We start from the raw sequence: 25562 nt of genomic DNA, 5'->3' as shown, positions 1-25562 counted from the left end.
AATTAGGAATTAGCTTTTTTGAATATGATCGTATTTCTCACCGGGGAAATATTCCAGCTCTGGGGATGATTATTCGCGAACAATCTTCGCTTTGTTCTTTCGGTGTGTCCTGGGATTATTGAAGAGATATGAAATAGTATCATTAGTCTCAGTTATCAGGGACTTGATTCCTTTAGCAAGTGTCGTATCAATCCAAGATTAATTGTGAGGTGGTCTCAATAAAGCTGTGAATTTCTTGAACTCATGATTAATTATACATGATTCAAATTAAGATTTATTTGCCAGTCAATGCGGGTATTTTCCGCCTGATTTAATATATTTGTATAATTTAATCTGACTTCAATAACCGCGACAAATTACTAATTACCACAACTTATTGAGCGGATACGATAAATCGACTAACGAAGTAGCTGATGCTATTGGCGATTGGTGTGCAAACTATCCTAAAATAACAGATGAAATCAACAATTTTATTAGAAAACCAAAACCAAAACCAGAAGCCACCAAAAAAGAAGAGCAAGAACCAAGGCTATTAAACCGCTATCCAGAGTTGCCAGAAAATCTCAAAAAACGCCGCCCCAATTCATAGCCCCCGCGCCAATAATATGACAGACAAAATTTCTGCCCCGAATGTCTATTTATACGCTTTCCAACTGTACAATGACAGTCAGGGCAGCCACAATCCTCTGTGGAAACACTGCGACAATATCGTCGCCAATTTCACCGATGAAAAGCTAACGCCCAATTTAGTTTTTCCGCCAAATTGCCACAGCTACCGCGAGGATTTGTTACCAACTGTCGCACTACCATTTAACAGTCATCTGCCCCTAGAAGGTTTTGCCCAACCGCTACAAATTCAAGACACCTATGCTTTCTGCTTAAATATAGGTTGCCCGGAAGACGGCACCGCCGATAATTTAGATGTCAGTTTCATCCAAAAGTTTAACCCAAATCAAGCCTTACTTATCGATGGCGATGACAATTTTTTAGGTCAAACTCTCCTAATTACTGCATGGCTTACGGAACCCCCACCAGAGAAATTAGATTCCCTCAAACCCCTCGCCGATAAATGTCGCAATGCTTTATTCCAAGGCGACTCGCCACCTGTATTTTACCGATTGGGTAAACTGTTCGGTAGTCCGATTTTTGAATACCGTTCAATTAGCGATATTGCGAATTACCGCCACTTACTTGTCTGGCTGCTTTCCGACAAACAAACCGACGAAAATTTTAACAAGTGCCAAGAAGAAATACTCGACCTACTATTTCACCGCAACAAAATTATCAAAGCTTTTCAAGACAGCCGCCAGATTTACCGCGAACTCGATCGCGAATACCGGATTATTGAGAAAAATATGGAGATATTGCAGCAGCAATTGGCCAGAGGAACTGTATTAACTTCTGTCCAATTGCAGGAATTTCAGGAACAGCTAAAGCAACTCTTCAGCAAAGCTGTAACTTATACTCGCCTGCTGCGGAAACTCGAAGATTATGACAATACAATTGCCCTAAATCTTAACAATTATACTGACATTTTGTCTAAAATTTGTGATATACTAAGAATCGATAAGGAAGAACTATCAATATTAAATAACTTCAGTATAAAAACGGCTCCTTACGTGCGATCGCAAATAGCCGGAGACTTAGGATATTTCCGCCACGGGACAAACTTAATCGATCAGGCGATCGCCTCAATTCGCGGCATAGTAGAAATAGAACAAGCCAGGAGCGATCGCACCAACCAACTCGCACTCCGCAACAGCGAAGACAAAGAGAAATATCGGGACGATCGCCTAGAAAGCACAGTACAGGCGATCGGCGTAGGTTTAGCAGCCGGTGGTATCGCCGCATCCAGCGGTACAGACAAACTCTTCGATACAGTCCAAAACCATCAAATCCCAATTTTAATGCAGTTGCATCCCTTTCTATTTTCGTTTGCCTTGAGTTTTGCGATCGCCCTTTTCGCAGCGGGTGCATCTCACTTTGGCGAATGTGTCAAAAAAGAGTTAAAATGAAAAAGCTAGTAAAATAGTCAAATAAATATAAGGCAAATAAAATGATAGCATCAGACCAACAACAGCTAAAATCCCACTTAAAAGCGGTAGCAGCAATTCTTTACATAAACACAGCTCCAACCCAGTTAAAAAGTTTTGAAAGTATAGAAAAATTCCGGCATCAGGAAATGTTAGAAGAAGTAGGCCCAGAACTAGGTAGCTTTTTTTTTCAGCAGTATCAGGGATTCAAACAGGAAAATCCAGAAAAATAAAATCAATAGTGGGTTCGCTCGATATTACAGACAATCAAGCGAAATATTTTGGATTGAAAGCATATAGTCAATTCAGTCCAATGATGGAAAAATGCTGTCTTTTAATCAGTGCCAACGAATCTTATCAAATGGCAGAAAAAGATTTAGAGATTTTCACGCGGGTCAAAGTCTCTCATAGTATATTACACAGATTAGTTAAACGACAAGAATTTGAATTACCTACATCTAAACACGGAGTCAAAGAAATTAGATTAGATGGCGGGAAAGTCAGCGTCCGCAACGAAACCAAAGGCGAGGGTTGTTACTGGAAAGACTATAAAGCCATTTGTTTAGATAATGTTTATTCAGGAGCATTTTTTCAAAATAATCAAGATTTAATTGATTGGACTAATAGCCAAAAATCACTACATCCTATGTATTGTTTAGGAGATGTCATGCCAGAATTTGGCAGATATTTAAAGAAATTGGAGATAATGAACAAAGACAAGAAATATTAGATTGGTATCATCTCAAATAAAATATCTACAAGGTAGGGGGTTCAATAAAACGATTAAAATCAGCAGAAACTATGTTATGGCAAGGCAAAATTGAGCGAGTTATAAAAATATTTAAAGACTTTAAAGGTCAAGCATTTAAAACGTTTTGTAATTATTTAGAGACGCATCGCTGCCGAATAGTTAATTACCAATACAAAGAAGAATCCATAAGTTCGATTAGTTCCGGAGCAATTGAATCAATAATTAAACGCATTGGATTAAGGGTAAAAATATCGGGAACACAATGGAATATTGAGAACGTTTCGTCTATCCTTGCTCTTCGCTGTGCTTATCTCAACGGTCAACTTTCAATTTGATGTATTTGCCAAACTGAGATGCACCCTTCGCAGCCAGCATCACTTGGTGGCGCACTAAACCGAAAAACAGTTGACAGTTGACAGTTGACAGGGATGTTTTTCAGAGTGAAATTTAGACCCATTTATAAAAATAACCCGCCTTAAATACCCTGTTTATTCTTTAGTCCGCGCAAGCGGACTTCGTTTGTGTAGACGCGGTTTCAACCGCCGAGTGATATTCCACCAGTTTTTTATAAATTTCAACAAACAGCATCTGAGATCCAAATAACGTGTCAAAATAGAAATGTGAAATCAATTCTATTCTTTCCTCATGGATAAACAGCGCGTTCTTTCAGGAGTTCAGCCAACGGGCAATCTTCACCTAGGCAATTATCTCGGTGCCATTCGCAACTGGGTAGAAAATCAAAGTCAGTACGAAAACTACTTTTGTGTAGTCGATTTGCACGCAATTACCGCACCGCACAATCCAGCAACCCTAGCCTCCGACACTTACGCCATCGCCGCACTGTATTTAGCTTGCGGCATCGACTTAGAATATTCTACTATTTTCGTGCAATCCCACGTCTCGGCGCACACAGAACTAGCATGGCTGCTCAACTGTATTACGCCGATTAACTGGCTCGAAGATATGATTCAGTTTAAAGAAAAAGCAGTTAAACAAGGTGAAAATGTCAACGCCGGTTTGCTAAATTATCCGGTGTTAATGGCAGCAGACATTTTGCTTTATGATGCCGACAAAGTGCCAGTGGGAGAAGACCAAAAACAGCATTTGGAACTCACCCGCGATATTGTGATCAGATTAAATCACCAATTCGGCACACCCGAAAAGCCAGTATTGAAACTTCCCGAACCGTTAATTCGGACTGACGGTGCGAGAGTGATGAGTTTGACAGATGGCACGCGCAAAATGTCGAAATCTGACCCTTCCGAACAAAGTCGAATTAATTTATTGGATTCGCCAGATGCGATCGCCAAAAAAATCAAGCGCTGCAAAACCGATGCCGTGCGGGGTTTGACGTTTGACGACCCCGATCGCCCCGAAGCTAGAAATTTGCTGACACTTTATCTCCTGCTTTCCGGCCAATCTAAGGAAGAAGTAGCAACAGAGTGTGAAAACATGGGTTGGGGAGATTTTAAACCCTTGCTGACAGATACGACAATTAATGCCCTCAAACCGATTCAGGATAAATACAAGGAAATAATGGACGATCCGGGATATTTAGAGTCTGTACTACGTCGCGGAAGAGAACAAGCAGAAGCTATTGCTAATCAAACCCTAACTAAGGTTAAGACAGCTTTCGGTTATTCTTTACCTGTTTAGTTGTTAGTTGTTAGTGGTTATGGGTTACTGGTGAAGAATAACAACTAACAACTGTCAACTAACTGTCAACTAACTGTCAACTAACTGTCAACTAACAACTGTCCAATAACAAATAACCAATAACAGACAAATAATCATGAATCGTTTTCGCACAGCCTGCACCACCCCCGGAGAATTTATAATTACCGCCGAAGTTGCCCCGCCAAAAGGTGGCGACATGACTCACACAATTCAAATGGCTGAACGCCTCAAAAACAGAGTCCACGCCATTAATATCACCGACGGGAGTCGCGCAGTGCTGGGAATGTGTCCCCTAGCAGTTTCGGCGATTTTAGTACAGCACGGAATTGAGCCAATTTGTCAAGTTGCTTGTCGCGATCGCAATCAAATTGGCCTGCAAGCGGATCTCATGGGAGCCCACGCTTTAGGCATTCGCAATGTATTAGCACTTACAGGCGATCCCGTCAAAGCGGGCGACCATCCTAAAGCAAAAAGTGTATTCGATTTGGAATCAGTTCGGCTATTGCAAGTTATTCAAAAAATGAACGGCGGCAAAGACTGGAATGACAAACCTTTAACCGACGGAGTTACTGATTTATTTGTCGGTGCTGCCGTCGATCCGCAATGCCCCAGTTGGTCTGGTTTGCAAAGTCGATTTGAGAAAAAAGTAGAGGCGGGAGCCCAGTTTTTTCAGAGTCAATTAATTACAGATTTTGAAGTTTTGGATAAGTTTATGCACCACATTGCTGCGAGCTGCAACAAGCCAGTTTTAGCAGGAATATTTTTGTTTAAATCAGCTAAAAATGCTGAATTTATTAAAAAATACGTGCCGGGAGTTCACATCCCACAAGAGACGATCGATCGTTTAGCAAAAGCTCCCGAACCCTTGCAGGAAGGCATAAAAATTGCTGCCGAACAAGTCAAACTAGCGCGGCAGATTTGTCAAGGAGTTCACATGATGGCTGTCAAACGAGAAGATTTAATTCCTCAAATTTTGGATTTGGCAGGAATCGAGCCACTGAGCTAAGATTAAACCTAGGGGCAGGCTTTACAAATCATCAATGTCTAAAACTAATGATGTCGTAAACCGGCCCTCCCCGCGCTACCATTTTGAACATCAATAAAAAAATCATGCTTCAAACTGTAGACAATCCAACAACTTCTCCCGCAGTCGAACAGCGTTTCACTTGCCGCGGTTTGACATGGCATCAATTCAAGGCAATTCAAGCTAGCTTTGAGGATGTGCCGGGAGTGCGGCTATTTTACTGTGAAGGAGTTTTAGAAATTGTGGGAATTAGTAAACCTCATGAGGCGGTTCAATCCATAATTGCAGGATTGCTTTTGCTCTACTTTGAAGTAAAGGAAGTTGAGTTTTTTCCCAGTGGCAGTTATAGCCAGATAATTGAAGGTGTTGTCGAATATCAGTCAGATTTGTCTTATTGTTTCGGGACAGATAAGGATGTTCCTGACTTGTGCATTGAGGTGGTGATTACTAGCGGGAGTCCGATTAAACTTCAGAAATATCGGCTGATGGGTGTGCCTGAAGTATGGTTTTGGGAAGACGGAACGCTGCAACTTTACCGCTTGCGAGAGCAGGGTTATGAGCCGATTTCTAGCAGCGAATTGCTGCCAGAATTAGACTTATCTTTGTTGAAGCGTTGCATTTTATTTGCGTCGCCATTGGAAGCACTAAAAGAGTTTCGTAAAGGCATTAGTAGCAATGACTGATTCGTATTTACTCAATCAGGATAATATCAAAACACTGGAGACTCGCATCTGTGAAGTTACAGTTTACACCGATCGCGCTTTGGTGACGCGGCGCGGTACGGTATCTCTGGCGGGAAACGAACGAGAATTGGCGATCGCCTCTGTACCCGCAACCCTCGACACAGAGTCAGTCAGGGCCACGGGTGCGGGTACAGTTGCTGTGCGATTGCTGGGAGTGCGAACCGAAACAGTGTTTAGCAGCGAACCAGTGGGCGATCGCACTGCCGAATTAACCCAACAAATTCAGGAGTTACAAACCCAAAGACGGGGAATTAACGACAAAATAACCGCCCGAAAAATTCAGCTCAAATTTGTGGAAGGTTTGAGCGAAAAAAGCGTCGGTTTCTTTTCCAGCAGCATCGCCAAACAGCAGGTAGGTTTAAACGAAACAGGCGAATTGCTCAACTTTTTAGGAACTAATTACCTAAAATATGTAAGTGCGATCGCCCAACACGAAAGACAGCAGCGCGAATTAGACAAGCAAATAGAAGCTTTGCAGCAACAGTTGCGCCAAGTACACACTCCCCATTCTCAGCAAAGTTTTAACATCATTGTTGCCATAGAACCCAGCGGTAGCGGCAATTTTGAACTAGAAGTTTCCTATGTAGTCATGCGAGCCCGTTGGACTCCTCTTTACGACTTGCGAGTTAACACTACCAACAACCAAATTAATCTCAATTACCTAGCCGAAGTCAATCAAAATACAGGCGAAGATTGGACGGGAGTAGCGCTTACTTTATCTACAGCAAAACCCGGAATGGGAATGCTGCCCCCTAAATTAGAATGCTGGTATGTCGATATTCTTCGCTCAAAATCGCCTCCAGCAGCAGAATTTTACAGAGCGGGAATGACAAGAAGTATGGCATCATACGATTCTAAAGTAGGTGCAAACGAAGTACCATTAGCCATGATGACTGAGCCTAGTGTTTCTGCAGCACCCGAACCCATAGAAGCTCAAACCGCCACAGCCCAAATATTGAAAGAAGGAGGCACCGTATCATTTCAAGTAGGCGGAAATACCAAGATTCCCAGCGACGGTACACCCCACAAAGTGACGATTTTTAGCGAAAATTATCCCTTTCAACCAGAATATATAGCCATCCCGCGATTAGTCAGTTTTGCCTATTTGCAAGCAGTTGTTGTGAATCCGCTGACAGGCGCAACTCTTCTGCCCGGTAAAGCAAATATCTTTCGCGACAACACTTTTGTCGGCAGTATGCAGTTAGAAAATGTTTCCCCTGGCCAAGAATATAAACTGAATTTAGGAATAGATGAAGGGCTAAAAATAGAGCGGGAATTAGTGGAAAGACAAGTAGATAAAAAACTGATCGGTCAGCAGAGGCGCACGAGTTACGCTTATCGCTTAAATGTGACTAACCTGCGGCAGGTGCAGCTACACCTGACACTACAAGAGCAATTGCCAGTCAGCCGCAATGAACAGATTAAAGTGCGATCGACTCTCACTAATCCGAAGATAGTAGCAGGTGAAATGGGACTGCTGGAATGGATAATGTCTCTGCCGCCACAAGCAAAGCAAGAGTTATATTACCAGTTTGTTGTCGAACATCCTCCAGAGTTAACAGTCACGGGTTTAGATATTTAATTAGGATTTACGCTCTTAATCTGTAACGCTAGCTACAGCTTATACTAATTATGCAAAATATTGCTACATATCAATTAGAGACGATCATCTGTAGGGAAACGGTATTGCCTTGTCCGGCGAGGGGTAGTGCAAATCAAAGATAATTTGTCTGAAATTGGTAATTGTAGCAAGACTGTTTCCAATTGGTATTACTTACCAAAAATTTGACGATCTGACTATCAACACAAAACCAGGATGAATTACAACTGGCGAAAAGTCTTGTCTAACGGTATAATTCCCCCTTCCTTAAAAAAACGCCCCGATTTTTCAACAATTTGTACTCCAGCGATCGCGCCCCTGTTGTTTAGCATCGTACAAAGCTTTGTCTGCATAGGCTACCAGTGTATCTGGTTGAACTTCCAAGGTGGGTATGAGTGAGGCAATACCCAAACTGACTGTGACGATCTCCTTCACGTCAGACTGTGCATGGGGAATCGCCAGATTGTGAATTTCTTGCTGAATGTTTTGTGCCACCTTAATCCCTCCTTCTAAATCCGTATTCGGGAGGAGTAACACAAATTCTTCTCCACCGTAACGCGCTGCTAAATCGGTGGGACGACGGACTACTTTTTGTAATGTTTGCCCTATTCTAATTAAGCAATCATCTCCAGCCAGATGACCGTAGTAGTCGTTATAGGATTTGAATTTATCAACGTCAAATAAAATTAGAGAAAGTGGCTGCTTTTCGGGCGCTAGGCGTTGCCATTCACTTTGAAGGCAATTGTTGAAACAGCGACGGTTAGCCACCTGAGTCAAACCATCTAGATTTGCCAGTTCTTTTAATTTTTGATTGGCATCTTGGAGAGCCAATTCTATTTGTTTGCGGGCGGTAATATCACGGATAGTAACGGAAAAACCATCTCCTAGCTTGACTGCTACGAAGTGAAACCAGCAAGATTTTCCTGATTCATAGTAAAAATCCTGTTGTAAAGATGCCCCCGTTTCGACAATATTAACGAAGCAATTAAATAGTTTTGGCTCAATAGTAGTCAAAAACTTTTTTAGTACCAATTTGCCAATCATCTCTTCATGCCTACTGTTAAAAGCTCTAGCAATCACGGGGTTGACGACTAAACACCGAAAATCCTCAATATCGCCTGTTTCGGTGTTACGAACAGCCTGCATTGCCGCAATACCATCAAGGGAACTATTCAAAACACTAGCCAGTAAAGCCCTAGATTGATAAAGTACCTCTTCTGCTTCCCGGCGCTTAATGTTTTCTTGTTCCAGAAGCTGTTGCTGGCGTTGAATGGTTAACTGATTTTCCAGACGCGCCACTACTTCTTCGATTTGAAATGGTTTGGTGATATAGTCTATAGCCCCTGAATTAAAGGCGGTTACTTTGTCGAAGACATCATCTAAAGCACTAATAAAAATTACTGGAATGTGGCTAAAATCTGCATCCGCTTTGAGAGTTCTACAGACTTGATAACCATCCATTTCAGGCATCTTAACATCTAAAAGAATCACATCTGGTCGCTTTACGTTCACCGTTTTCAGTGCCATCCGCCCACTGGTAACGCTGCGAACAGTGTAGCCGAGTTTGAGGAGCGCCTCGCTTAGTAATTGTAGATTTTCTAGAAGATCGTCTACAATTAGAATATTACCTTTATTTTCGATTTGAGAATTAAGATTCATTGCCACTCCGGGGTTCTACTAAATCAATAATCTGCTCAAACTTAAATTGACTGGCAAGTTTTGTAAGGGATTTTATCAAACGAGTTTCTGTTTTGGGAATTTCTCCTACGACTTGTAACACGAGGTTAGTATTTGCCTCAAGTGCAGCTTCGTATAATTGAGTAATCCATTCTTGAGTCATACAGGTTAAATCTGCCGATGTCAAGGGGCTTGTTTCTGTATCATCCAAGACAGGAGATCTTGTTTCTGCATAGATATATTTGACTCCCAAATGCTTAGCTAGTGCATCAAAAATGGTGTGTTCAACGAAGGGTTTGCGAACAAAGTCATCACATCCAGCCGAAAGCACCATCGCCTTTTCTTCTTCCAACACACTCGCCGTTAACGCGATTATAGCCGTAGCATTGCCTTTGGTGGTAGATTTGATGTATTTTGTCGCTTCGTAGCCATCCATAACTGGCATTCTCATATCCATCCAGATTAGGTGCGGTTCCCATTCATCCCAAATGGCGATCGCCTCTTGTCCGTTACTAGCTTCTTTCACCTCAAATCCCAAGGGACTCAACAACTTAATTAGTAATTGTCGATTAATAGATTTATCATCGACTGTGAGAATTTTGTAGCTAAGTTGACCGGGCACCAGTCCCAGAACTCTTGGATATTCTGCTGTACTCTTGCTGTTTGTTTTGTGACCCAATTTGGTCTGAATATACAATTGGAAACTTGTACCTTTTCCTAATTCGCTTTCTACAGAAATATCCCCACCCATCAATTGCACAAATTTCCGGCTAATTGCTAAACCTAAACCCGTTCCTTCCTGCAGATCTTTTCCAGCTTGAGCTTGACTAAAGGCATCAAATAGTTTGGGCAGTTCTGCTGCTGCAATACCCACCCCAGTATCGCGAATACGGAAATGCAAATTAAAAACATCTGTGGTTTCTTGTTCTCCCAGAAAGACATTCAAAGTGATTTGACCCTCGGAAGTAAATTTGATGGCATTGCTGAGTAAATTAATTAAAACCTGACGCAGTTTTACTTGATCGGTACAGATATAGCGCGGCACATTTTCTGTTCGCTGGAATACCAAATTCAATCCGGCATTATTAGCCCGCAGATGCAACATATCTTCTAAATCATTCAGCAAGATATGTAGGTCAAAGTCTGTAAGATTAAGGGTGGTTTTACCTGCTTCGATTTTTGATAAATCGAGTACATTATTAATTAGCGTTAATAAATAATCACCACTGCGATAGATAATTCCCGCATTCTCGTATTGTTCAGGGGGCATATTTGTGGCGCGTACCATCAATTGCGAAAAGCCGAGAATAGCATTGAGGGGCGATCGCAATTCGTGGCTCATATTGGCAATAAATCTACTTTTAGCTTGATTTGCTACTTCGGCTTTTTCTTTGGCAATGACTAACTCTGCTGTTCGTTCCTCTACACGATTTTCTAAAGTTTCAAAAGATGTTTGTAACTGTCCGGCCATATTATTAAAAGCTCGTGCTAGTTGAGCTGTTTCATCTTTTGAGTTAATTTTAACTCGGATATTTAAGTTGCCTGCAGTAAACTCAGCCACAATATTAGCCAGATAAATCAATGGCTTAGTCAGTAGTTGCCCAATGGCAACGGCGATGATTGTTACTACTCCAGCGATTAGTGTAAATAGGAATAGTGCATCACTAATTTGCTTTTCCACAGGCGCTAGAGCCACAGCTAGCGGTTGTGCGAAAAGCACAGACCAAGGTTTATATTGTAAACGAGCGATCGCGATCAAATTTGCCTGATTATCATTTCCCGTAAATGATGCTATCAAAGAGGATTGTTTGGTATCTAATGCTTGCTTAATTTTGGGTAAATTTGTAGCAGTTTCTTTAGTCAAACTCTTCGATAAACGCCCTTCGCTTTGTAGTTTATTTGCGACATCAGACGATAGAGGGACAAGGGATTTAAAAAGCAGTTTAGGTGTTATGCTATGGGCAAGATAAATATAATTTTCATCTAAAAGAATTGCTGATAATTCTGCCCCGGCTCGCTCAGTTTGTCGAGTTACTAATTGCTGAACAACTGTGGCATTGTAGGATACCCGTAAGATCCCTAATATCTTTCCCTTTGCATTGCGAACAGGACTACTAAAAAATAGTTGAATTAGATCGGGAATTTTTGGCGATCGCTTCATACTAGAGACAAAAGGTAGCTGAGTTTGCAGAGGTTCTCTAAAGTAATTTTGACTGGATTCATCTCGACCAATATCCCGTGTATTCGTATCTAAAACATTCCGTCCGTTTATATCTAGCAAAGCGTAAGAGATAATATTGAGCAGATCTTTACGACTGAGACGGATTAATGTTTCTGTCGCTAACCGCATTTCAGGACTATCCTTTCGCTGTTCGACAGTTTGGTTCAGGTAAGCAGATAAACCTGGTAAAATCGCTTCTACGCGCACGGCATTGAGATTAGTATCAATAAACGCATCTATTCTGTTAACAGTTTCCTTGGCTGCCGCAGATAGAGCTTGTCGTGCGTTGTCAGTTAGTGCCTTTTCTGTTGTCTGTTTATTCAGATAACTTAACAACAGTAAAGGGATGAGAGCAACCATAAGAAATGATAGGATTAACTTGGTACGGATACTGTTTAAAAGTGAGTGATTCATGGGCGCACATGAGAAGGAGATAATAAAGATGAATTAAACAAAGTTTTGATAGCGGGAATGCGTGTAACGTCGCCAGAGCGAATAAAAAAGTCTGTATATATCTTAGCTTTTTTGTATATAGACTGACTGCTGCTAGGGTCAAAAAATTTCTTATTTTCCTCAAGATTAGTGAGGTTTATGCCCTCTAGAGATAGTGTATTGCTAGGAATATTTAATGCTTTACTAATGATAGCGTTTCCTTCCTCAACATTTGCTTCCCAGTAGGTCACGGCTTGCAGCCATGCTCGAATAAATGCACGAATATCTTCAGGACGATCGCGGATTACTTCACCGCGAAAGGCAACCACATCTAAAATCAAGCCAGGAGTTTGTTTGCTGGTAAATAGGATGTGACCTCCTAATTTTAGGGCTTCAGAAAGATAGGGTTCCCAAGTGTGTCCAGCTTGGATTTCATTGCTTTGAAAGCGTTGGGGAAATTCGTAAGCGTCGAATTTAACTAGATTTACATCTTCCTTCGTTAAGTTGGCAGTTTTTAACATCTCAGTGACAAAAACTTCACTAAATGCGCCTAGATTTGCGCTCACGTTTTTCCCTTTCAAGTCAGCTACGGTTTGAATTTTTGATTGTGCAACTACCACATCTGCGCCTGTGGTTTCATCTACAACCAGGACAGTTTGGATATCGGGATTTGTGGCACTCAAGCTCATAAAACCTCCCAAGGCAAATCCACCACCATCATACTTCCCAGCACTGAAATCTGCTTGTTGCAATTGGCTGTAATTTATATAAATTATTTCCACGTCTACTCCTTCTGCTTTGAAGAATCCTTTTTTTTGGGCAATGATAACTGGATTATAGCCAACAAAAAGGGTAAATCCTACTTTCAAGGGAGGGCGTTTTAATTCGGTTTGTCTTGGATGATGACAAGCAGATAGCAGACAGCAGGTAATGAGAAAAATACTAAGGGATCTGAGTAGTTTAGACATTGCTTATCACGGGTTCTACTAAATCAATAAGCTGCTCACAATTGAATTGACTAGCAATTTTTTTTAGGGAGTTGATCGAAGGAGTTTCTGTTTGGGGAATTTCTCCGGCCAGGGCAACATTTTCTGTTCGCTGGAATAGCAAATTTAATCCCGTATTATTAGCTCGTAAATATAACAGATTGTCTAATTTTTTCAGTAACAGATGTAGGTAAAAACCTGTATAATTTATAGTCGTTCTACCTGCTTCAATTTTCGATAAATCTAGTACATTAATTAGTGTTAGTAAATCATCACCACTACGATAGATGATTCCCGCATTTTGATTTGGGTCAGAGGAGAGGTTGTTAGCGCGTACCATCAATGGTGAAAAGCCGAGAATAGCATTGAGGGGCGATCGCAATTCAGGACTCATATATTTGCTGTGCATAATATCACTTCCAAAAAGTAATGCAACTGTAGGAGAGCTTCTAAACCCTTATTTCATAAGTACCTTGAGGCTTGGCTGAATCGATTTATTCAGAACGCTGAGAATATTGATTGTACTCAAGTCTATTGCCAAAGCGATATACAAGTTGATTTTCTGCACATATATAGCCAGCATCAGCTTGCAACAAAGGAATATTTTTGAATCCCAGCAAGTGCAAGGCAATTTCAATCGCACTCAAAGAGGCGATCGCACAACTGGGAATCCCATACTTAGCTTGCAAAAATTTACCGATAATTTGTAAACTGTAAAGCCATCGGATAATCTTCTTGCTTCAACCGTTGAATTACCAACTGCAAATCATCTTTATCCTTGGCAGAAACGCGCACTGCGTCACCTTGAATTGAGCCTTGAATCTTTTTAAACTCATCTCGAATTAATTTAGTGATTTTTTTGGCAATTTCCTGATCGATCCCTTTTTTTAGTTTGATTTCTTGACGGACGCGGCTGCCGCTAGCCGGATCAATTTTGCCGTAATCAAAAATTTTCAGAGATAAATTCCGCTTGGCGGCTTTTGTTTGCAAAACAGTGTGAATTGCATCGAGAGTAAATTCGCTGTCGGTGTTGACAACTATCGATTCTGCGCCCAATTCCACGGTAGTTTTGGTATCTTTTAAGTCGTAGCGGCTTTGAATTTCCCGCACTGTTTGGTCAACAGCGTTAACTACTTCTTGCCGATCGAAATCGCTGACAATATCAAAGGAATAACTAGCAGCCATAAATTAATATTTGGTAATGGGTAATGGGCATTGGGCATTGGGCATTGCGTATTGTTAGCTGTTGACTGTTGACTGTTGACTGTTAACTACTGCCAACTAGCAACTAGCAACTGCCAACTGCCAACTGCCAACTAGCAACTGCCAACTGCCAACTGCCAACTGTCAACGGCCAACTGACTAATAACAATTAGCCATTAACAGCCATCAAACTGAAATAGAATAAAGTAGCTGTGCAAGAAGAACTAATCGCAAACATGAGCGATCGCCCCAGTGGCACATTCAGAATATAGAAAATGGAAAACAACAAGCGGGCGATCGTAAAAGCGATCGCAGCCAAACCCGCCACCTCCGAATCTACCCCCGTCACAAAAGCCATCAAAGCCGCCGCCGAAAACAGCATAAACGTCTCAAACGAATTTTGGTGCGCCCAAGTTGCCCGCTGAGCGTAATCCGGCAACCTCTCAAACATAGCGCGCGGGGCTGCTTGGTCGTAGCCTAGCTGCAAGCGGGCGAGGGCAACCACCAAAAACGGTGCATAAACCAGCGCTGCCGCCACAGCAATACAATCAAGCAGAATAACCGACACAGGCAATCCCAACAGCATCATCCGCCTCGCAATTCAATCAAAATAGAACAGAGTAACCACCTTGCGCTGTTCTTCTGCATCTTGGCAAGTTTTCAGCAAAGTGTGGCTTTCGTGAAAAGCAAAACATATCAGTTGCTGACAGCGAGAAATGATCTCCTGATTGCACATGGCGCTAGCTTCCGGGAGAGACAAGCTATCATTTTTAGGATTTTCCACCAAATGTATCACTTGTTCTAGCTGCTCGCGAGACTCCCGCGGCTGGCGGCTCATACTTTGTGGCAAAATCACCGTCAGCAGATTAGGATCTGCCTGCATTGCCCCCCGAATCGCGGCGGAATTAGTGCCTGTAGCGCCTGATGTGATGAGCTGATTGCCTCCCAGAACTAAGGCGTAGCTCAGCATCTCAATTAGCTGCTGGTGGGTAATAGGAACGTGACGAGAACCCAAAAGAGCAATCCGCTTGGAGCTGGTTTGCTGGATCGCCGCAAGTTCTTGTAAAAAATCATCAACTCTGGGTAGCTCAATTGATTGACTCAAAGAATTTATTAAATTAAATAAAACTACGTTGTGGATTTTAGCAGACTCCCCAGCAATTGCCGCCAAAAACCAGTTAAAAATTGCACATTTACAAGATTTGACTGGGGGATGGCGAGATTTGAGGGAGCCATAAGGCGTTGAGCAGCCGTAGCTGAAGGTAGAATTCCTGAAAAATTGAGAATTTAAGAATTTTCCATTTTTATTGTTTAATTCAAAAAAAAATTCTGCCTTCTTACACTCCGGCGGCCTGCTTAATGGACTTTCGCTCCCAAACCCAAGGATGCGAGCGTGCTTTCCCAGTCAAAGTGTTCTGCCATTAGCTGAGTAACGCATTCCACCTTGATCGGTTCGTGCAGGCGCACGCTGCCAAAGGTGCTGTCGATAATTTCTACCGTGGTTAGGGTATCCAAATCTACAGACAAAACTGGAATTTCCATTTCTTCTGCTCTTCCGATTACCAGCGGAGAAGGAGGCAAGTGGCCTGTGAGAATTAAGCACTGAGTTGAGCTTTCCAGAGCCGCGAGTTGAATGTCGGTGCGATCGCCCCCAGTGACTACCGCCATATTTCTCGCTTTGCGGAAATACTTCATCGCCGAACTAACATTCATCGCGCCAATTGTCAAGGTTTCCACCATCAAATCCAAACGGTCTGGACGGCAGAGCACTTCGGCTTTCAATTGGTGTACCAATTCTTTGACGCTGACACTCCGCAGCAAAGCGCTTCTCGGCAGCATTCCCAAAACTGGAATACCCGCAGCCTCCAAGAAAGGCCGCACTGTCGTCGCGATCGATTCGAGTTTGTCCGAGGGCACGTCGTTGAGGACAACGCCAGCCAAGCGCGAACCCAAACGCCGTTTAGCCGACAGCAAATCGTCTACATACAGATCGATCGGGCGCGTCACCAACAGCACAGAGGCATCAACCGCCTCAGCTACTTGAGGCAAAGACAAGTCAAACAGACTGCCTTCCTCCAAATTAGCCGGGCCTTCTAACAGTACCAAGTCTGCCTTGGGGCCTTGCAAATATTGCGCCAGAGAGAGCCGATAGTCTGTCTTGTCTTCTCCCCGCAAACGCTTGTGAACCGTCTCCTCGTCCAAAGACAGCAGTGTTGAGGGCATCTGACTTTCTGAGAGTTTCAGCGTCTCCACCGCGAACCGCACGTCTTCCTCCTCGGTTCCAGCTCCCTCCGAGCTGAAACAGGTTCCCAGAGGCTTGCCGTAGGCGACGGAGAGTCCTTTTGCTGGGAGTGCGAGTGCCATCCCTAGGGCGATCGCGGACTTGCCGCTGTAAGCTTTTGTCGAACCGATCAGTAAATATTTAGTCAATTTGGTTACGCCTTCTCTCCTCAATTTGCATCTGTCTATTTTAATAAATTTAATTTTTTCAACAGTATTTTTCCACTGCGACTAAATTTCGCAATCCGATTATACTCGATTTGGTCGCTTTTGGTCAGATTATTTTTTTAATTAAATTTGTTATTCATGTGTTCGCAACTCTTTTGTCCGCATTCTTTGACATCCTTAGTTTTTCACACCAGTTTTTTCCCAGAGCGGTTCTCAACAGAGTTGCGTCAAGGGCGATCGATTGCTTTCTTACCGTTTCCCCCCTTACCTTTTTCCCATTAACATTACAGCCACGTTTCGCCATAATTTACGGATAAAATATGTTTATCTCTAGCCTTTTATAGTCATATTCAGTCAAGCAAAAACTCTACAATACTGACTATTGAAAGTAAATTACTAATGCGTAATCAATAGCATTACATTTGTTTAAAAATACAACAAAAGATATATTTATTGCTGATAATTTTATTGGAAAGAGTTTTTGTAACAGCGAAAAATTACCCAATTTGTTGCGGAAATTAGACATTATTTATGACGGCGATCAAATCAAAAATACATCAATTTGGTGGTGGGTGGGCTGGCATTTCGGTAGCGCAAAGGCGGGCGACAAGTGAGCGATCGGACTTTTTGGGCTGTAGGTTGAGTTCCCTTGGCTAAGGCTACTGTGTTAGATTCTCAGCAAGCGACGGGAAAAAGTCAAAGGAAATCGGACGCTCGCGATCGCACTTCCTAGCACTACAAAAGAGGTGATGGAGAACAATGCAAGAACTCATATCAATTCCGGTTGCACTCATACATGACTGTTGACTGTTGACTGTTGACTGTTAAGTTAAGAGGGCGGGCCCGCACCATCCACCGCCCCTACTGACTGTTGACTCGATTTTATTATTCCGATGCAACGGGAAACGATATAGCGGTTCTATTGAGCATCAATAATAGAAGTGGCGCACCGATCGTGTAATGTCGCCGTCAGTAGTAGCATTACACGATTGGTGCGCCAGTTATAGCGCCATTCAATTCCAGGCTTTCGGGATTGCCGGCGCGGGGAAAGTTAATCATCCATTCGCATCAGCTTGCGGTAAAACGTTTTAGAAAAATCGACGTTAGTACGAGTCCGCTGAAAAGTCAAAAGTACCTCAATTAAACAAGTGACAAATTCAGAGCTTTGCATCGTTACTTCGTAGCTGAGTTCAGCATTGCCGTCAAACAACACCCGACAGCGGGTCAAATCGATCGGCAGCGACGGAATATTCCAACTAGCGACAAACGGCACGTCCTCGCCGCCGTCAATTTTTCGGGCCCCCTCCAAGCTTTTGAGCTTGTAGAGACCGATAGCGTGCGGCAAAAACTTGCGCCGGGGCTCCTGACAGAAAGGAGCGTAGACTTTCACTTCTTTGTCGTCGGCTGGCTTCAGTTGAGGAAGAAACATATTTCCACATCCTGATAATTACTACTAGCAGATTAGTTGAGCTGCTCTGCAAAAACTAGCAGATATTCTAGGCTAAGCGCAAGCAAAAGCTAGTCAATTTTAGATTTTAGATACTTCGGCTTCGCGAGCTTACGAGTTTTAGATTTTAGATTTACTTGCAGCGCCCTGAATCAGCAGGCTCGAACAGGGGTTGAAAATTTGGGATAGCGAAAAACTCCTGTACGTGGCACGACAGTATCCGTTTTTGGGCGGGTCAAACCAGCAGCGGGTTTTCCTGCAAGCGTGCCAGCGTCTGCTTTCGACAAAAGCCCAGAAACTGATACAGTAAATACTTATCTATAAAATCAAAAACTATTGGTTGTTTAATCAAGTAACCTATGCAGGAGAGTTCTTGGCCAGAAAACGATGCTCGCACCGAGCTTAACTTGGAAATCCCTGATTTAGCTAGAGAAGAGCTCAATAGTTTGACCTCGAACTCGAAGGCAAGCAAAATATTTGCCATACCAGACATGGGGGACAGGGTGTTTGACGCGGAAACTTCATCAGAGATCCCGGTGGCGGTGTCTGTGCCGGGATCTCCGTCTTTTCCTCAAAATCTTTACCGGGGAAGGCGAGCAAAAGCTGCGGTAGTGCTGACTGCGGTTTGGGGAGGGACGATCGCCCTGCACTTGATTTCCTGGGGTGCGTGGGTAGTGTGGGGGTTGACGGGGCTGCTGTGGATGCAAGCGCTGCGAGTTTTGTTTGCCGGGCCCAAACCCGCACTCCCTCCTCTTTCAGATGAAAGTCGAGAAGATTGGCCTTATGTCTCGCTGCTGGTGGCGGCGAAAAATGAGGAAGCGGTGATTGCCCGATTGGTAGAATCAATCTGCAATTTAGATTATCCGATCGACCGTTACGAACTTTGGGCGATCGACGATCGCAGCAGCGACGGCACACCGCTGGTATTGGAACAGCTAACCAAAAAATACCCGCAACTTAAAGTATTTCGCAGAGGAGCCAATGCCAGTGGCGGCAAATCGGGAGCCCTAAATCAAGTCTTGCCGCTGACTCGCGGCGAATTTGTGGGAATATTTGACGCCGACGCGACGGTAACGCCGGATTTGCTGCGCCGGGTGCTGCCGGTATTCGATCGAGAACAAGTAGGGGCGGTGCAAGTCAGAAAAGCCATCGCCAATGCTGCGGTGAATGTGTGGACTCGCGGCCAAGAAGCAGAAATGGCTCTCGACAGTTTTTTCCAGCAGCAACGGACTGCGATCGGCGGCATTGGAGAATTGCGCGGTAACGGCCAATTCATGCGCCGCACCGCCTTAGAAAGCTGCGGCGGCTGGAACGAGGAAACGATTACCGACGATCTAGATTTGACCGTAAGGCTGCACCTAGACCAGTGGGACATTGAATTTTTGCCTTTCCCAGCCGTGTTAGAAGAAGGAGTCACCAACGCTAGGGCTCTGTGGCACCAGCGCAATCGCTGGGCAGAAGGCGGCTATCAGCGCTATCTTGACTACTGGCAGCTAATTTTGCAAAACCGCATGGGAATCGGGAAAACTTGGGATTTATTTGGATTTTGGGTATCCCAATATTTCTTGCCCACAGTAGCGCTACCCGACTTTTTGATGTCAATTGCGCTGCGCCGGATGCCTCTAGCCAGTCCCATAACTTTTATGACCCTTACCTTGTCGCTGGTGGGAATGTTTGTCGGTTTGCGTCGCACTCGCAAAGAGACGAAATTTGAGGTGAAAAGAGTTTTTGTCACCTTCCTGCAAACGCTACGGGGTACTGTGTATATGTTGCACTGGCTGCTGGTAGGGACTGTGACGGCTCGGATTGCGGTGCGTCCCAAGCGGCTAAAATGGGTCAAAACTGTCCATCAAGGGGCTGCTAAGTAAATCCATTTAATAGGGCATCGGGCCTAAAAGCATCGGGCCTAAAAGCATCGGGCCTAAAAGCATACCTCACTTTTATGAGAACCGCTATATCTCTTCTTTCTTCTTCCTTCTTCGTTTTTCCTTCTTCTGCCTAATGACTAATGACCAATGACTAATAGACCTCTTGCAAAAATAGACCTCTTACAAAAAAAAATATTTTATAATTAAAGGTTTTAAGTTTTAGACCCCAGAGCTAACTCATAATTGTAAAGTGCTGATATAACCTGCAATCTGCTTCACTTAAGCCAAACCCTTTATTATAGCATAAAATTATTTTGCAAGAGGTCTAATGACTAATGACCAATGACTAATGACCAATGACTAATGACTAATGACTAATGACTAGAGAAGCCGAAGTATTTAAAATCGACTGACGGCAAGTGCAAATCGGTTGCGGAACATCTTTTTTTTTGCGAAGGTTATATATCGCCGCCCGATCGGACAGTGAAATTTGGCAATTTATCGATCGCCAAAAACACTCCAAAACCGATTAAATAATCGGCGATGGGCGATCTGTTGCGAATAAGTAATCGGCTATACAAAAGTTGAAAAATAAAAGTTAAAAGCCAGAATATTTGAATTTTGACTTGACAAAAAGCCAATTATTATCTAATAATTATGAATTGCCAATTACGGCGAATTGCTTGTTGCCAACTACCAGTCATATCGCATCCGGTGGATTCACAACGATAAAATTGGCTCCCGGATTGCGGACTGAAGTCCGCAATCCGGGAGCCAATGCCAGGACGCACGCGCGCTCCGTTTTTGTTAGGACGATCGACCGGACATGATATCACCCGTTATTAAAAATGGATTTGTTAGAGTATCAAGCTAAATCTTTATTCCGTCAGATGGCAATTCCGATTTTGCCATCACAACGGATTGATAATCCCGCCGACCTCAAGGGACTGAAAATTCCCTACCCAGTTGTACTCAAGTCGCAAGTGCGCGCTGGGGGACGAGGCCGGGCGGGTGGTATTAAATTTGTGGAAAATACGATCGATGCAGTTGCTGCTGCTCAAACAATTTTTAATTTGCCGATCGAGTCTGAATATCCCCAAGTCCTGCTGGCCGAAGCTAAGTACAACGCTGACCAAGAATTGTACTTGGCGGTACTCCTAGACCCCGTAGCGCGACGCCCGGTACTTCTGGGTTCGAGAGAAGGAGGTATGGATGTTGAAGGGTCGATCGACAAAATGCAGCAAGTTGCGGTAGACCAAGAATTTTCGCCATTCTACGCGCGGCGTTTGATGCTGAAAATGGGATTGCAGGGAGACTTGATTCAATCGGTGAGCGCGATCGTCGAGAAAATGTACCGACTGTTTGTCGAAAAAGATTTAGATTTAGTAGAAATCAATCCTCTCGGCATCAGTCCTACGGGAGAGGTAATGGCTTTAGATGGTAAAGTCAGCGCCAATGACGATGCTTTGGGGCGGCATCCAGACTTGGCCGCACTCTCGGGTAAGAACCAAAGCAGCGGGTTCGTAGGAAACAGGAGAAATCCCCATGCGGGCGCGAGCCACAATTCTCACTCTCCGGCCCAGCACTCGCCGGAGTTTGATGCAAAATCTCAATCCCCAATCTCGAATTCCGAATCTTTGCAATTAATCGAACTAGATGGGAATATCGGGATTTTGTGCAACGGAATGGGCCTGACAATGGCAACTTTGGATGCTGTAGCCCACCAAGGAGGAAAACCAGCTAATTTTGTGAATATGGGTTCTCTAAACCCCTACGATACAGCAAATGCCCTGCGCGATCGCGCGGAATTAGCCCTGGATTTAGTCGCTCAAAATAAAAACGTTAAGGTGATACTGGTCAATATTTTGGCCCGCGCCTCCAAAACTGAGGAAATCACCGCCGCAGTAGCCGGCTATTTGGAACGGAAAGCTCGCGCCAACCGCCACATCCAAGTTGTGCTGCGTCTGGTAGATATCGATTCTGATGCTGTAAAAAAGCGTTTGGGAGAGTTGCCGGTGCAGCTAGTTAGCAGTTTGGATCGGGCTGCGGCCGCTTCTGTAGCCTCGGCCAAGTAGCGGCAGTCGATCGGCAAAAGACGAGAGTTATGGACTGTCAAATGGCAAAAAATGAATTTAACTCCTGAAAGCAAAGTCCTAGTACAGGGCATTACAGAATCTCCAGCCTCAACCCGCACCGCCCTGATGATGAAAGCATACGGCACTAATGTAGTCGCCGGTGTCAGTCCCGGTAAAGGCGGGCAGGAGGTGGAGGGAATTCCGATTTTTGATTTGGTAGAACAAGCCGTGGCGGCAGTGGGTAACGTTGACACTGCGGTAATTTTGGTAGACCGTTATGCGGTGCTGGATGCGGCTCAAGAAGCGATCGCCGCAGGAATTCGGCAAATCGCGATCGTCACCGGGGGAGTGCCTCCTCTGGATATGGTGCGCTTAGTCAGAAAAGCAGAGGCCACCGAAACTTTGTTAATCGGGCCAAACAGTCCGGGGATTATTGTCCCCGACAAACTGCTATTGGGCACTCATCCCAAAGAATTCTACACTCCCGGTTCGATCGGGGTCATCAGCCGCAGCAGCACTTTGACTTACGAAATTGCTCTCGAACTGACTGGGGCAGGATTGGGGCAGTCGATGGCGGTTTGTATTGGTTGCGACGCGATTCTGGGTTCGTCGTTTATGCAGTGGCTGCAAATTTTGGACGAAGACGACTGTACGGAGGCGATAGTGTTGGTGGGAGAAGCGGGCGGCTGGAGCGAACAAGCTGCAGCTTCTTACATCGCTTCGGCAATAGACAAACCCGTAGTTGCTTATCTCGCCGGACACTACGTTCCGAAGGCCCCGTCTTTGGGGCACGCCGGCATTTTGATCAGTTCTCGCGCCGCAGCCCAGAAAGCCTTTGGAATTAAGGCCGATAACAAAATGGCTGCCTTTGAAGAGGCGGAAATACCCGTGGCGGCTCGGCCTTCGGAGGTTCCTAAGTTGCTTAAAAAGTTGCTGAAGAAAAAATGATTGCGATCGCCCAAAATCCAATTGGCTCGATCGTTCCGAATCCAAGTCCCCATTTGCTCGTTGCTCGTTTGCTCGTTACCAGGCAGAGCCTGGTAATGCAGATAGGCGATACTCTGCCTCCTTTGCTCTGGAAACTTACAAGAGAGAAGACTGTAGGAGATTCTTAAATTATTAAATTTTCGTTTCTTACCAAAGCCCTCTGACAGGGTTCGCAGGCTGTGGTGCAGGTGCTGGTAGGGGTACGGGTGCGGGACGACGTGCCGGAGGCGAAGTTGTTGGCGGAAGGCTGGGACGAGGTGCGATCGGAGTTTGGGTGCGAGTTGTCCGAGTTGTCTCGCGCATCGACTCTTGCAGCAGGCTTTGCACGTTCCCCACCAAACCCTGAACTTTCCCAACTGTGGCCGCAAGGCTGGCAACATCTACGTAAACCTCCGGCAGAGGATACTTTTTCAGGATTTCTAGCAGCGACAGCCTACCGTCGTCGCCGGATGCCAGAATCACCGCCGCCCGCAGGGCTTTGCCGCTTTCTGTGCGGCGGTGAGTCCGAATTGCTTGACCGATTTCGTCCGTAATTTTTTCTCCTGGGGTACTGTAAACTACCCTCGCCAGAATAGCGGGCTTTAAACCGATTTCTAGACTCATCAATCCCTGCAGCACTTGTGGGTCCATTTTGGAGAACCCGATAATTTGTTTGATGGTTGGTGTCGTCGTGCCGTTTTTAGCAAAGTTTTCTAAGTCGCTGATATTGATGGTTTGTGCGATCGGGCCAAATGTCAGGACAACTTTTTCTGCCCCCAATGCTTTACTGTTGCTAGATAATATGCTGGCGCTCGATCCAACAAACAGGGCAATGGCGATCGATACAAATTTTGTTAACTTCATATTCAGTTTCAGCTATCGATTAAAATTATGCTTTCGAGATTTGTACATTTTGACACTCTCCGGCGTAAAACGCACGGAGATTCTAAAGAAACTACCAAAAGGCAATTCTTGAAGGTGCTGTCAATTCACCCCTACCAACTCCGTCAAGGTCAAGCCCTAACATTATCGCTACTTTTCTCAAAATGTTGCCTGCGGCGTTGCAGTCAGCATTGATATACCAATTTTTTGCACCCGTCCGGTACAAACCGCGTTTTACACGTCTGCCCGTTTCCTTCCACCCATCGGGTTTTTCACCAATTGCAGGTAGAAAATCACGGTCTACCAAAGATGCTTTAGACGTGTAACTTTCTTCAGTCTCAAAAAACTGAATGCCGTACTGCTCGCACAGTTGAGCGATTCGATTTTTTAATCTTGCTGTAGGGATTTGGACAAAATTCTGGTTGGTCTTTTTGCCCATATTGGCAGAATTTTTCTGCCCTTTATTCCCCCCAAAAACGATAACACCGATTTTGTTCTTAATGCAGTGATTGACTACTAAACGAGCTGCTTTATTCACGGCATCGCGCATTTGCCGATTTCGTTTTTCGGTCAATCGCGCTAATTGATGCGACCAAAAACCATTATGTTTGCCATCCATCAAAATCGCTACCCGCTTGTTGTACCATTGATTGACCGACTTCAAGTGCTTGCCATCAATAATAAAACTTGTCCCTGAGTTACTGACACAAGTAAGCCAGTTATCAACACCGTGATCGATACCTAAAGCTTTTTGATTCTCTGTGACAGCTTGGACGCTGGACACTTTGTAAACGAACTCGGCGTAAAAACAGCCATTCCTGGGGAGAATTCTAATTTCTTGAATATCGGCATAGTTCAAATTAGTAGGCATTCGGACTTGAAAATTCTTCAGTCCAAACCAAGCTTTTACTTTTTGGCCGAGAGGAATTGAAACTTGACCGTCAATCAACTTTTTTCCAAGCGCTTGCTTCGGATACGCTATTAAATGAAATCCGCCAGGAGTACGGTAACTGGGGAATCTTGGCTTGAATTCAAGCTGGCCTTCCCAAAACAATTTGATTAATCCCTTGAACGATTTTACTGATTCACCAACAGCACCACAAGTCTGTTGAGCGGCTTGAGCGCATAAAGCTCCGTAATGAGGATTGCGCTTTAATGCGTTGATTATGTCAAACGGACGCACGTAAGTATCAGCTTTGAAGTATATGTGGCGAGCGTAGTAGACCGCACAATTGTGCAGTTTGTTCGATTGTTGACAAATATATTCTAAAACTGCCTTGAGGTCTTTGTCAGGCTTGAGTAGTATTTGCTGGCATCCAAACATTTGAGTTCTGTCACTGTGATATGTTGATTATAGACTACCCATCAACGGAGTCAATCATTGCTATGGCAAGTTTGTCGAAAAAGGATTTAGAGTACCGACACGATAGTAATGCTGTTTCAGGGATCAATCAATACTTCGGACAGTTTTGGAAGAGGGACGCGAGGCTCGCCTCGCTACAAAAGTTATTGGAATCTGAATCAAAAAT

The 25562-nt window shown here is 44.0% G+C and carries 22 protein-coding genes and 1 pseudogene; 11 read left to right on the top strand and 12 right to left on the bottom strand.

Features of this window, described 5'->3' with window-relative positions:
- The first annotated feature begins 376 nt into the window (after positions 1–376).
- The 7 genes and pseudogenes from QUA01_RS26005 to QUA01_RS25975 all read left to right on the top strand — a co-directional run bounded on the left by QUA01_RS26005 (position 377) and on the right by QUA01_RS25975 (position 7810).
- Entirely contained in the window at positions 377–589 is a 213-nt protein-coding gene (locus tag QUA01_RS26005) for a hypothetical protein (RefSeq protein WP_333093220.1), read from the top strand.
- A 16-nt stretch (positions 590–605) separates the two neighbouring features.
- Positions 606–2015, top strand: a complete 1410-nt coding sequence (locus tag QUA01_RS26000) for a hypothetical protein (RefSeq protein ID WP_333093219.1) — start codon at positions 606–608, stop codon at positions 2013–2015.
- A 41-nt stretch (positions 2016–2056) separates the two neighbouring features.
- A pseudogene (locus QUA01_RS25995) lies at positions 2057–3119 on the top strand (ISKra4 family transposase).
- 310 nt (positions 3120–3429) lie between these two features.
- The gene (trpS, locus tag QUA01_RS25990) at positions 3430–4440 is read left to right on the top strand and encodes a tryptophan--tRNA ligase (RefSeq protein WP_333093218.1); all 1011 of its coding nucleotides are present in this window, start codon (positions 3430–3432) and stop codon (positions 4438–4440) included.
- Positions 4441–4576: 136 nt separating this feature from the next.
- Positions 4577–5467, top strand: a complete 891-nt coding sequence (locus QUA01_RS25985; RefSeq protein ID WP_333093217.1) for a methylenetetrahydrofolate reductase — start codon at positions 4577–4579, stop codon at positions 5465–5467.
- Positions 5468–5571: 104 nt separating this feature from the next.
- A complete protein-coding gene (locus QUA01_RS25980; RefSeq protein ID WP_333093216.1) occupies positions 5572–6168 on the top strand; it encodes a Uma2 family endonuclease in 597 nt (198 codons plus the stop codon).
- Positions 6161–7810, top strand: coding sequence for a mucoidy inhibitor MuiA family protein (locus tag QUA01_RS25975; RefSeq protein ID WP_333093215.1), 1650 nt, complete (start codon positions 6161–6163; stop codon positions 7808–7810). The genes QUA01_RS25980 and QUA01_RS25975 overlap by 8 nt, the downstream gene beginning before the upstream one ends.
- 306 nt (positions 7811–8116) lie before the next feature.
- Here QUA01_RS25975 and QUA01_RS25970 read toward each other — a convergent pair whose 3' ends face one another.
- The 10 genes from QUA01_RS25970 to ebsA form a co-directional block, all read right to left on the bottom strand.
- Positions 8117–9487, bottom strand: coding sequence for a diguanylate cyclase domain-containing protein (locus QUA01_RS25970; protein ID WP_333093214.1), 1371 nt, complete (start codon positions 9485–9487; stop codon positions 8117–8119).
- Positions 9477–12086, bottom strand: coding sequence for a hybrid sensor histidine kinase/response regulator (locus QUA01_RS25965; protein ID WP_333093213.1), 2610 nt, complete (start codon positions 12084–12086; stop codon positions 9477–9479). The genes QUA01_RS25970 and QUA01_RS25965 overlap by 11 nt, the downstream gene beginning before the upstream one ends.
- Before the next feature lie 50 nt (positions 12087–12136).
- Positions 12137–13027, bottom strand: a complete 891-nt coding sequence (locus QUA01_RS25960) for an ABC transporter substrate-binding protein (protein ID WP_333133265.1) — start codon at positions 13025–13027, stop codon at positions 12137–12139.
- Positions 13028–13118: 91 nt separating this feature from the next.
- Positions 13119–13553, bottom strand: coding sequence for a sensor histidine kinase (locus QUA01_RS25955; RefSeq protein WP_333093211.1), 435 nt, complete (start codon positions 13551–13553; stop codon positions 13119–13121).
- Between the two features lie 85 nt (positions 13554–13638).
- Positions 13639–13833, bottom strand: coding sequence for a hypothetical protein (locus QUA01_RS25950; protein WP_333093210.1), 195 nt, complete (start codon positions 13831–13833; stop codon positions 13639–13641).
- Positions 13834–13837: 4 nt separating this feature from the next.
- The gene (locus tag QUA01_RS25945) at positions 13838–14329 is read right to left on the bottom strand and encodes a YajQ family cyclic di-GMP-binding protein (protein WP_194011603.1); all 492 of its coding nucleotides are present in this window, start codon (positions 14327–14329) and stop codon (positions 13838–13840) included.
- Positions 14330–14516: 187 nt separating this feature from the next.
- A complete protein-coding gene (locus tag QUA01_RS25940) occupies positions 14517–14933 on the bottom strand; it encodes an MAPEG family protein (protein WP_333093228.1) in 417 nt (138 codons plus the stop codon).
- A gap of 15 nt (positions 14934–14948) precedes the next feature.
- A complete protein-coding gene (locus QUA01_RS25935) occupies positions 14949–15452 on the bottom strand; it encodes a DNA recombination-mediator protein A (protein WP_193974988.1) in 504 nt (167 codons plus the stop codon).
- 251 nt (positions 15453–15703) lie between these two features.
- Complete coding sequence (locus QUA01_RS25930; RefSeq protein ID WP_333093209.1) at positions 15704–16801, bottom strand: phosphotransacetylase family protein; 1098 nt, start codon at positions 16799–16801, stop codon at positions 15704–15706.
- A 1045-nt stretch (positions 16802–17846) separates the two neighbouring features.
- The gene (gene ebsA, locus QUA01_RS25925; RefSeq protein ID WP_333093208.1) at positions 17847–18224 is read right to left on the bottom strand and encodes a type IV pilus biogenesis protein EbsA; all 378 of its coding nucleotides are present in this window, start codon (positions 18222–18224) and stop codon (positions 17847–17849) included.
- Positions 18225–18601: 377 nt separating this feature from the next.
- Between ebsA and QUA01_RS25920 the strand changes: the two genes are divergently transcribed.
- From QUA01_RS25920 to QUA01_RS25910, 3 genes are all read left to right on the top strand, one after another.
- On the top strand, positions 18602–20110 hold the full coding sequence (locus QUA01_RS25920) for a glycosyltransferase (RefSeq protein WP_333093207.1): 1509 nt from the start codon (positions 18602–18604) through the stop codon (positions 20108–20110).
- A gap of 848 nt (positions 20111–20958) precedes the next feature.
- Positions 20959–22185: a succinate--CoA ligase subunit beta gene (locus tag QUA01_RS25915; protein ID WP_333093206.1), complete on the top strand. Its 1227-nt coding sequence runs from the start codon at positions 20959–20961 to the stop codon at positions 22183–22185.
- 51 nt (positions 22186–22236) lie between these two features.
- On the top strand, positions 22237–23133 hold the full coding sequence (locus QUA01_RS25910) for a succinate--CoA ligase subunit alpha (protein ID WP_333093205.1): 897 nt from the start codon (positions 22237–22239) through the stop codon (positions 23131–23133).
- A 186-nt stretch (positions 23134–23319) separates the two neighbouring features.
- On the opposite strand, the gene QUA01_RS25905 is transcribed toward QUA01_RS25910, so the two are convergent.
- A complete protein-coding gene (locus QUA01_RS25905; protein ID WP_333093204.1) occupies positions 23320–24015 on the bottom strand; it encodes an alpha/beta hydrolase in 696 nt (231 codons plus the stop codon).
- A gap of 91 nt (positions 24016–24106) precedes the next feature.
- Positions 24107–25357, bottom strand: a complete 1251-nt coding sequence (locus QUA01_RS25900; RefSeq protein ID WP_333093203.1) for an RNA-guided endonuclease InsQ/TnpB family protein — start codon at positions 25355–25357, stop codon at positions 24107–24109.
- A gap of 20 nt (positions 25358–25377) precedes the next feature.
- Here QUA01_RS25900 and QUA01_RS25895 point away from each other — a divergent pair.
- The coding region (locus QUA01_RS25895; RefSeq protein WP_333093202.1) for a hypothetical protein at positions 25378–25562 on the top strand (185 nt) is incomplete at its 3' end.

The organism is Microcoleus sp. S36a_B3 (genome assembly GCF_036700745.1).
Taxonomy (GTDB): Bacteria; Cyanobacteriota; Cyanobacteriia; order Cyanobacteriales; family Microcoleaceae; genus Microcoleus.
Note: the sequence above shows the minus strand (reverse complement) of the source record. Positions and strands in the feature narration are given on the sequence as shown.

Bases quoted from the DNA above. Each gene is read 5' to 3' on its own strand.
- QUA01_RS26000 (WP_333093219.1), top strand. From the start codon at position 606: ATGACAGACAAAATTTCTGCCCCGAATGTCTATTTATACGCTTTCCAA.
- trpS (WP_333093218.1), top strand. From the start codon at position 3,430: ATGGATAAACAGCGCGTTCTTTCAGGAGTTCAGCCAACGGGCAATCTT.
- QUA01_RS25985 (WP_333093217.1), top strand. From the start codon at position 4,577: ATGAATCGTTTTCGCACAGCCTGCACCACCCCCGGAGAATTTATAATT.
- QUA01_RS25980 (WP_333093216.1), top strand. From the start codon at position 5,572: ATGCTTCAAACTGTAGACAATCCAACAACTTCTCCCGCAGTCGAACAG.
- QUA01_RS25975 (WP_333093215.1), top strand. From the start codon at position 6,161: ATGACTGATTCGTATTTACTCAATCAGGATAATATCAAAACACTGGAG.
- QUA01_RS25970 (WP_333093214.1), bottom strand. From the start codon at position 9,487: ATGAATCTTAATTCTCAAATCGAAAATAAAGGTAATATTCTAATTGTA.
- QUA01_RS25965 (WP_333093213.1), bottom strand. From the start codon at position 12,086: ATGGTTGCTCTCATCCCTTTACTGTTGTTAAGTTATCTGAATAAACAG.
- QUA01_RS25955 (WP_333093211.1), bottom strand. From the start codon at position 13,553: ATGCACAGCAAATATATGAGTCCTGAATTGCGATCGCCCCTCAATGCT.
- QUA01_RS25945 (WP_194011603.1), bottom strand. From the start codon at position 14,329: ATGGCTGCTAGTTATTCCTTTGATATTGTCAGCGATTTCGATCGGCAA.
- QUA01_RS25940 (WP_333093228.1), bottom strand. From the start codon at position 14,933: ATGCTGTTGGGATTGCCTGTGTCGGTTATTCTGCTTGATTGTATTGCT.
- ebsA (WP_333093208.1), bottom strand. From the start codon at position 18,224: ATGTTTCTTCCTCAACTGAAGCCAGCCGACGACAAAGAAGTGAAAGTC.
- QUA01_RS25920 (WP_333093207.1), top strand. From the start codon at position 18,602: ATGCAGGAGAGTTCTTGGCCAGAAAACGATGCTCGCACCGAGCTTAAC.
- QUA01_RS25915 (WP_333093206.1), top strand. From the start codon at position 20,959: ATGGATTTGTTAGAGTATCAAGCTAAATCTTTATTCCGTCAGATGGCA.
- QUA01_RS25910 (WP_333093205.1), top strand. From the start codon at position 22,237: ATGAATTTAACTCCTGAAAGCAAAGTCCTAGTACAGGGCATTACAGAA.
- QUA01_RS25905 (WP_333093204.1), bottom strand. From the start codon at position 24,015: ATGAAGTTAACAAAATTTGTATCGATCGCCATTGCCCTGTTTGTTGGA.
- QUA01_RS25900 (WP_333093203.1), bottom strand. From the start codon at position 25,357: ATGTTTGGATGCCAGCAAATACTACTCAAGCCTGACAAAGACCTCAAG.